General features: G+C 60.4%; 6 protein-coding genes and 5 pseudogenes. 2 read left to right on the top strand and 9 right to left on the bottom strand.

Going from position 1 to position 7,698, the window contains the following annotated elements; translation table 11 throughout:
* Nucleotides 1–491: 491 nt before the first annotated feature.
* The 7 genes and pseudogenes from ACYP5B_RS50970 to ACYP5B_RS50940 form a co-directional block, all read right to left on the bottom strand.
* A pseudogene (locus tag ACYP5B_RS50970) lies at nucleotides 492–1,310 on the bottom strand (IS5 family transposase).
* On the bottom strand, nucleotides 1,291–1,599 hold the full coding sequence (locus ACYP5B_RS50965; RefSeq protein WP_459575109.1) for a GNAT family N-acetyltransferase: 309 nt from the start codon (nucleotides 1,597–1,599) through the stop codon (nucleotides 1,291–1,293). Before ACYP5B_RS50965 ends, ACYP5B_RS50970 begins: the two are co-directional and overlap by 20 nt.
* Nucleotides 1,600–2,130: 531 nt before the next feature.
* Nucleotides 2,131–2,401, bottom strand: a pseudogene (locus ACYP5B_RS50960) (DUF1259 domain-containing protein); the annotation flags it as partial.
* A gap of 2 nt (nucleotides 2,402–2,403) precedes the next feature.
* Nucleotides 2,404–2,530 (bottom strand): annotated as a pseudogene (locus ACYP5B_RS50955) (DnaJ domain-containing protein); the annotation flags it as partial.
* An 89-nt stretch (nucleotides 2,531–2,619) separates the two neighbouring features.
* Nucleotides 2,620–4,164 (bottom strand): FAD-dependent oxidoreductase, encoded by a 1,545-nt coding sequence (locus ACYP5B_RS50950; RefSeq protein WP_459575106.1) that lies wholly within the window; start codon nucleotides 4,162–4,164, stop codon nucleotides 2,620–2,622.
* A 75-nt stretch (nucleotides 4,165–4,239) separates the two neighbouring features.
* The gene (locus ACYP5B_RS50945) at nucleotides 4,240–4,455 is read right to left on the bottom strand and encodes a DUF2231 domain-containing protein (RefSeq protein WP_459575104.1); all 216 of its coding nucleotides are present in this window, start codon (nucleotides 4,453–4,455) and stop codon (nucleotides 4,240–4,242) included.
* Nucleotides 4,456–4,910: 455 nt separating this feature from the next.
* The gene (locus tag ACYP5B_RS50940) at nucleotides 4,911–5,126 is read right to left on the bottom strand and encodes a hypervirulence associated TUDOR domain-containing protein (RefSeq protein WP_459575103.1); all 216 of its coding nucleotides are present in this window, start codon (nucleotides 5,124–5,126) and stop codon (nucleotides 4,911–4,913) included.
* Between the two features lie 324 nt (nucleotides 5,127–5,450).
* On the opposite strand from ACYP5B_RS50940, the gene ACYP5B_RS50935 reads away from it, so the two are divergent.
* Complete coding sequence (locus ACYP5B_RS50935) at nucleotides 5,451–5,816, top strand: carboxymuconolactone decarboxylase family protein (protein WP_459575102.1); 366 nt, start codon at nucleotides 5,451–5,453, stop codon at nucleotides 5,814–5,816.
* Nucleotides 5,817–6,052: 236 nt separating this feature from the next.
* Here the strand turns inward: ACYP5B_RS50935 and ACYP5B_RS50930 are convergent, their stop codons facing one another.
* Both ACYP5B_RS50930 and ACYP5B_RS50925 read right to left on the bottom strand, forming a co-directional pair.
* Nucleotides 6,053–6,301, bottom strand: a complete 249-nt coding sequence (locus tag ACYP5B_RS50930; RefSeq protein ID WP_459575100.1) for a hypothetical protein — start codon at nucleotides 6,299–6,301, stop codon at nucleotides 6,053–6,055.
* 598 nt (nucleotides 6,302–6,899) lie between these two features.
* A pseudogene (locus ACYP5B_RS50925) lies at nucleotides 6,900–7,343 on the bottom strand (transposase); the annotation flags it as partial.
* 36 nt (nucleotides 7,344–7,379) lie between these two features.
* Here ACYP5B_RS50925 and ACYP5B_RS50920 point away from each other — a divergent pair.
* Nucleotides 7,380–7,643, top strand: a pseudogene (locus ACYP5B_RS50920) (carboxymuconolactone decarboxylase family protein); the annotation flags it as partial.
* Between the last annotated feature and the right edge of the window lie 55 nt (nucleotides 7,644–7,698).

Here is a 7,698-nt window from a genome sequence, read left to right as displayed (position 1 = left end):
AACGAAGTGATGTGCAAGCGTTGCGCAACAGACGCCAACGCTTCCCTGTGGATAACTCCGCTGGAATCCCGCTATATACAATATTGGGCAGTAAACCCCCTTGCAACAGCGAACCCCAAGATACCAACTGTGTGCTTGAGGTTTAGGTTTTTTGTTGTCTAGGCTAGATACGCATTATGTAAAATATGCGGATGGTGTAATACTTGAAAGCAGCAGCGATTTCTGGGCGCGAATCGAAACCTTTGGGGAACCACTCGCTCCGGTGCCCCCCAAAGCTCCAACCGGCTAATCAATCTAATCGGCGACACATGTAGTGCGTGCTCGCACCAAAGCGTCGCCGAAACTCCTTTGATAGCTTCATTTGTTTCGGGATCACGTCCGCCTCTGCGAGCGAGAAGCCCATAGCGCGCGAAGGAACTTGGATGTTCTGCCGTAAGCAGAACCGCCTTCGAGCAACCGCTGGCGCGAGCACGCATCAATAAGAGACCATTTCAAAAAGACTGCTCAGCACGCCTGAAGATGTTCCAGCAGACGAGAGAACAGCCAAGTTTTGGGAATGCTTCGTGAATGTCAGCGCGGGCGCTCGAAGCGAATGCGAAGACGACGGAAATTGTGGAGCCATGCATGAGTGCGTTCGACCACCCAGCGAAACTTGCCGAGACGGCTACCGTGTCCGGTTCGGCGTTTGGCGATCACTGGCTTGATGCCGCGCTCGCGTAGCTTCTGACGATGCAGTTCGGAATCGTAGCCGCGATCGGCGTAGATGACTTTGGGCTTCTGAAGTGGTCTGCCACGCACGCCGCGAATCGGTGGAATCGCGTCGATGAGCGGCAGCAGTTGGGTGACGTCGTTTCGGTTCGCGCCGGTCAGGATCGCGCTGACGGGGATTCCGTTGGCGTCGACGAGGATGTGGTGCTTGGAACCTGGTCGCGCGCTATCCGTGGGGTTCGGACCCGTTTTTCGCCCGCCCCAACAGCTCGCACCGACGATGAATCGAAGGCTGCTCGTGAGAAATCGAGTTCGCCCGCCTCGCGTAGCTTCGCGAGCAGCAACTCGTGCAGTCGGCCCCACACGCCCGCTTTCTGCCAGTCGCGCAGACGCCGCCAGCAGGTCGGGCCTGAACCAAAGCCCAACTTGGCCGACAGGTCGCACCAGCGTATTCCGGTCTTGAACACGAACGGAATGCCGTTCAACACAGCCAGGTCCGAAACCGGCAGGCGGCCCGGATACTTTTTGCGAAGCGGCTTCGGCGCTAGAAGCAGCGGTTCGATCAGTGCCCATAACTCGTCGTCAATGATCGGCGCGCCCATCCCTTTGGTCCCAGTTGTTCAGGTGCTCAAAGGTTAACAGCCGAGGAAGCAGCCCCCTTCGGGGTCTTTTTGAAATGGTCTCTAAGGTCCCAACGAGATGTGTCGCAATTTGCTGCTCTCGATAGCCCTGAAGTACGCCGACAGCTCGGACGACAAATGTGGCATCGAATTGCTCACCACACGCACAACCAATCATAGTTTCGCCAAGTGCTGCGACATTCTGCAACGCGACCGGTGGACCACCCAGTGGCGGTCGTCGAGAGGGCGCGGTCACCAATGCAACCACCATCGCCACGCCCTGAGCTTCCTGATCCGGGCGCTGCCCTACGATCCTCACCTTAACCTTAACCTTAACCTTGACGCTCGAGTTCGGAAGTTGCCGCCCGCCCGGAAACGCATCGCGCAGAAAGATCTGCGCCAAACGATATGACGTCACGTTGGCGTACCGACATTGGAGCCAGCTCCACTGGGGACATACGCGTTGCGGCAACACGTGTGCCAGCGGCGAAAGCGGGCGTTTGTCGCTCGAGCAGAAACCGCATGCACTGCAGTACGAGTAAAAACGCGGGCTTCGCAGCCTCGCCCTGCCGAAAGCCGTACGACTTTATGCCATGTCGCGTTCCGCACGCTCGACAGCGCGCCGCAGCGCCGACGAACGGGTCGACCTGCTCATTCAAGACCCCCGCCTGTAAGTGTTGCAGCAGTTCGTGCGTCGCGGATGAGCAAGCCCAGGCCGGATGCGGGTGCAAAATCGGCTTTGCGCTCTATCATTCCGACCGTGATCACCTTGGTGGGCTGCGTTCCCTCCCCTTCAATGCAGCTGATTGAAGAAGAAGTGATTATGCGTGACTTCGAGGCCAGCATCGAGCGCTGCACTCACGGCGGGATTGATTTCGTCTTCCCAAAGGACGGAATCGCCCATCAGCATGACCTTGAAACCGTGCGCCGGGGTGAACGCCGCCCAGGACGTCAAGCCCATGAACGGCGGCATGGGTCCAGCCGTCTGCCACCACCTTGATGTCGGTGCGCGGATTCGAGACCTTGAAGACGTTCTCCTCCTTGGAGAACGTACCCTTAAGGCCGGTGACCCGTCCTCGCCGTCGGCCTGCTGGCTCACGTCCGGATGATACTTGCGCGAGCTTGCGATAGGCGCGTCGGTCCTCGTCCTGCGTTGCGCTGCCTTGCAGCCCGAGGACCCCGTAGTAGTCCCTGTATTTCATTCCAGAGCCCGCCTGATTTCGAATCGTGCAGCCATCGCGTGTCGCGCCCGCCTGTTGCGCTCCCTTCAGCGCACCGTACCCGCGCCTCGTCAGCCTGTAGCGGCGATCGTCTTCTCAAACTCCACTTCCGCACGCAGTCCCTCCAGATCCCGGTGCACGATGGCCACGGCCAGCTTCTTGCCACCGCGCCGATAGGTGACCGTGCAGTCCTGCGTCTCATCATCGAGCTCGCCGTCGATCTCGGCCTGATCCCACCGCTCAGCGTGACCGACATAAGCTAGGCCGAAATCGTACTGCTCGGTCCAGAAGAACGGTACGGCGTCGAACCGCTCGCGCCGACCGAGCATGTTGCGTGCCGCGGTCTGTCCCTGGCGTTCGGCGACCACCCAGTGCTCAACGCGGATGCGCTCGCCGGTGAGCCGGTCCGGCCAGCGTGCAATGTCGCCAGCCGCGAAGATGCCCGGGACGCTCGTCTCGAGGTATTCGTTGACGGTGATGCCGCGGTCGATGGCGAGGCCCGCCTGCTCCGCGAGCGCGATCATCGGCCGTACGCCGATGCCGATAACGACAAGATCGGCAGGAAGATTCTCCCCATTCTTCAGTTGGACTCCCTTCGGGTCTATGGAAATCGCTGTGGTGCCGAGATGGAACGTTACGCCGTGGCGTTCGTGGAGCCCGCGGATGAAGTTTCCGACGTCCGGTCCGAGGATTTTCCCCATGGGAACGGTGTCCGTTGCAAGCACGTGCACCTCGATATTGCGAGCGCGCAGCGATGCTGCCACCTCGAGACCGATGAAGCTCGCGCCGATCACCACTGCTCGCTTTGCAGTGAGCGCACTGGCGACAAGTGCGCGGCTGTCGGCCAGCGAGCGCAAATAATGCACGTGTCCGAGATTTCCGCCCGGCACCTCCAGCCGCACCGGCTCCGCGCCGGTGGCGAGCAGCAGTGCATCGAAGGCAAAGCGACTGCCGTCCACGAGTTGCAGGTGCCGGCTCATCGTGTCGAGCGAGGCGACGGGCGCATCCAGTTTCAGGTCGATGCGATGTGCCTGGTAGAACGCCAGTGGTCGCAGCGGATTCGACGCTGCGGACGTGGTGCCCGCCAGGAAACCTTTCGAGAGGTTGGGTCGATCACACGGTCTCGCTGCATCGGCGCTCAACAGGGTGATGAGGCCGGAATAACCCTCGCGGCGCAGCGTCTCGGCGGCGGCGTTGCCTGCCGCGCCGCCGCCCACGATAGCGATCGATTGAGGCGTGCCAGCCACCCGCGGCAACTGTTTCTGTTCCGCAGGCACGAGCTTTTCGCGAACATACACGCTGCCGTCCCGCTGCTCGACCCGCCAGCAGGAAACCGGATCAAGCGCAGGGGCGCGGAGCGCTTCACCAGTGCGCAGGCTGAAACAGGCATGATGCCAGGGGCAGCGCATCGTGTCGTCGACCAGCAGCCCGTCGGCCAGTGGAGCGCCGTAGTGCGTGCAATAAGCGCCGATCGCGAACAGCTCGCCTGCGCGCCGCAAAAGCAATACCGGCTCGCCGTGAGCGTGCCCCGCCAGCATCGCGCCGTCGGCAACTTCTGCGAGCGCGATGCCCCTGGCGAGGTCGAGTCCGCTGAGTTTTTTCGCTGGTTCGTTCATTCGATTCTCCTGACGTCGACGATTGCCGACAGGTTCCCACTCGCCACTTCGCAGGACGGCCGCGGCAGCGCGCCGCTATTCACGTCCTTCGACACCAACCCCGTAGACATGCATCATCTGGCCGCCAAGCCACCCTGAAACAAAGAGCAGTGCGACACCGGCGATCGAAAGCAGAACCGGAGTGCTCATACCCGGACCCATGCTCGTGGGGTTCCGGGTGCGTAGCCAGGTATTGATCGCATACACCACGACGACGGTGAGCTTGATCGCCATGTCGGTCAGCGCGATCATCCTGATTGGTGGAGCGCCACCTTTGTGACGGGCAGGCCGATAAATCCTGGTACTGCCGCGCAGACCGCGCCGACAAGGCAGCCGACATGCTGAAAGGCGCGACGGTGGACCACGCGTCTCCTGGGGTGCCGGACAGACGGATGACGTCGCAAACGAGGGAAAAAATCCAGAGACCGATCGGTAAGACAATCAACATCGGGGGGATGAGATGCTTGCAGTTCGCAGGAGTACGCATTGGGTATCCTCCGTCGATCGCCGGACAATGCTCGTGACAGGGCGAAACGCGTTACGGCATCTGATGCCCTGTCACAACCAGCGCCTGTTCTGTTGCGCCCGCCCCTTGTACGCACATGTATGCCTGACGGGAGCGATCCTCGAATGGCCAGCGCGCGGCGTGCAGCGACAGGGATTCACACTCGTCAGCGGCTCGTCTGTACGGTAGCAGTCAACGCCGCTCAGGGATGCATCTTCTTCAGCGCGCCACCTTTGTGCATCGCGATATGGTCGGTCTTGTCACTCCTGATCTCGTACTGCGGATCATCCACACTGGCGTGATGAGTGTGCCCCTTGTAATCGGTGTCTTTCGTATGCACCTTGATGATCTTGCCGCTCACATGACCGGCCTCCGAGTTCCAGGTCACGTGATCGCCAACCTTGAATCTTGTTGTCATGATGGAATTCCCTCCGTTCGGTGCTGAGTGTAGTGATGCCGCGGATCGCGCAGACGTGTCACGCATTCAACAGCAAGTCAGGTGCTCCCATGCATTTCACTATATATCATGTTGTGATATAGTTTAATTAAATTGAATTGCAAAGGTTGACCCGGAATGCGGGCGGATGGTTTCAGGTGATCGCTAGCGTGTTATCCCGGCTCGGCAGACAAGGGCTGGACGCCAGTGGCCAGCCGCTTTCCAGCGTCGCCTGCGTTCGGACACGGTGTGTGTTCGGCGTTCACGTAGTGGCGCCGTCATTGAACCAGCGTTAGGAGCAGTGCCATGGACAAAGCAATGTATCCGCCGTCGGCCCCCGGAATCACGGCAAGGCGCAAGGAACTCGCGCCCGGACCGCTCGCGGCGTTCAAGGCATTCAGCGACAGCGTTTTCGCCGACGGCGCGCTGCCCGCGAAGACGAAACAGTTGATCGCCGTGGCAGTCGCCCATGTCACCCAGTGCCCCTATTGCATACGCGGACATACGGCGGCCGCCCTGAAAAGCGGCGCGACCGGGCAGGAAATCATGGAGGCCATCTGGGTTGCGGCCGAGATGCGGGCGGGCGCTGCGTATGCCCATTCGGCGCTGGCGCTCGACACGATGGTGGCGAATCCGAATTCGGACGAGGTGCCCCATGCCCACGGTCATTGACACCCGCTATAAAGTGGTGGCGGGTGCCGTGTATCTCATATCCTTCGCCAATACCGCCCAAATGGTCCGGGCGAGTTTGTCGGCTACCGCAGCCACCACGACATTCGCTTGAGCAATCCGTCGAACCAGATGGTTCGTTCGCCTACGAGGCCCTACCGACCCCATTCGCTACATTCTCCACAAGAAAAGTTCACGTACATGATCGTGCGGCGCCACGCTAATCGCCCGGCGCTCGGTTATTCCCCCGTAGGTGGCGGCGAGCGAATAGCGTCCTGGCTGTAGGAGACCAACAGGAATGGTCCGCGTGCGTCGGTCTCGAGCACGATCTTGCCATGCGCATTGACGATACTGACCGGGACCTCCGCCAGGTACTCGTTTCCAGCCTGGGTGCTGCCGGCGAACTCGAGCACCAGCGGGTACTTTGGCATCTCCGACTTGATCGCCCCTGACTCGTCCGCCCCAACCCCACCGGATAGGTAGGTCACCGGGCCCACGTGCTGCACACGGGGCAGGCTGTCGGGAATGGCTCAGGCGACCTGGCCCACGCCACCGGTCAAGAGCACGGTAGCCATCAGTCTGCCCAGCATATTCTGCTTCATGTTGCACTCCGTCGAAGATGTTGTAAGGACGGCGTATCCGCGAAGACACGTGGTTACGTTCCCCTCGATGGACCGTCTCAATGTCCTGCTGAGAATTCGCCGCGCAAACCATGGAAGCCGCGCTTATTTGGATGCAGGCTTGGCGGTCTCGTCCAGCGCACTCAAATGCACTGACTATTCTCGATATATGGAACTCAACTTTAAATTGGCTTAAAGAAGTCAGCCACAATTGCCCCATTCAATCATTTCCACAGAGCGATGGCCTGTGTGGATCCGGACGATCGCTTCTTTCAGTTTTTCACGTCACCCCAGGACAGCCCGCCGTGCGTGATGCGCGGCATCGGCTCTGGCTTCATCATTCGCCCTGACGGCCGAATCGGGCAGCTTTCGGAACATTTCCATGTGGAAAGGACTGGATGGCGCAAGCCCGGGCGCGTTGCCAGCAGGAATGAATGGACACGTGGTCGAGGATAATGCCAACGGATCAGTGAACATCGTGAGGGGGCGGCGCACGCGGAAGTGCACCCCGCGAGAACGTTTCGATGCATACCATGTGACCCCTGGCGCAGACGGGGCAATCGTGTAGCGACCTCCCGGTGAGGCGTTGGTAACGGTCACGGTAGTCATCCATTACGTTGAAAGTGTCTTCCACAGGGGCAACGACGCCGAGCAGCCGGCGACAGGTGGCAAGCTTGGCTGCGCGGTGGCGATTGGCGAGCAGGCCGTAACTACGGATGTGCTTGAAGCCGCTGGGCGGAGTATGCAGCAGGAATCGACGGATGAACTCGTCGGCCGCGAGCGTCATGGTCCGGCTTGCGGCCCCATGTTTGTAGTCCTTCCAGTGGAAGGTCACCGCGTCGCCGTCGAAGCGCTGCAGCCGGTGGTTGCAGATGGCGACGCGATGGGTGTAGCGGCCCAGATAGTCAAGCTGACATAGCCCCGGGGTCGAGTGGAGTCGCCTCGCGGATATGGCGCCTTGGGCAATGCTGGAGTCAAGACTGGGCGGCAGGACGCCAAGACTCGCGAACTTATCGCTCTTGCCGTAGCTGTTACCCGTCAATGCGATGGCTGCATTGCCGTGCATACTGATACCGCAGCGAAACATGGCGCAACCCAGGAAGAAATCCCGGAGACGCTGGGAGTCGCCATTGCCGTCAATGCGGTAGCCGAGTCGGTCTTCTCGGCAAGAGTCACGGATGCCTATACGGCAAGAATGGCGCAAGGTTGATTGACAAGACTCGTCTTCAAAGCACCGAGGAGTTCCGGCTGGATACCTGGATCAT

This window comes from Cupriavidus sp. 8B (assembly GCF_054589115.1).
Note: the sequence above shows the minus strand (reverse complement) of the source record. Positions and strands in the feature narration are given on the sequence as shown.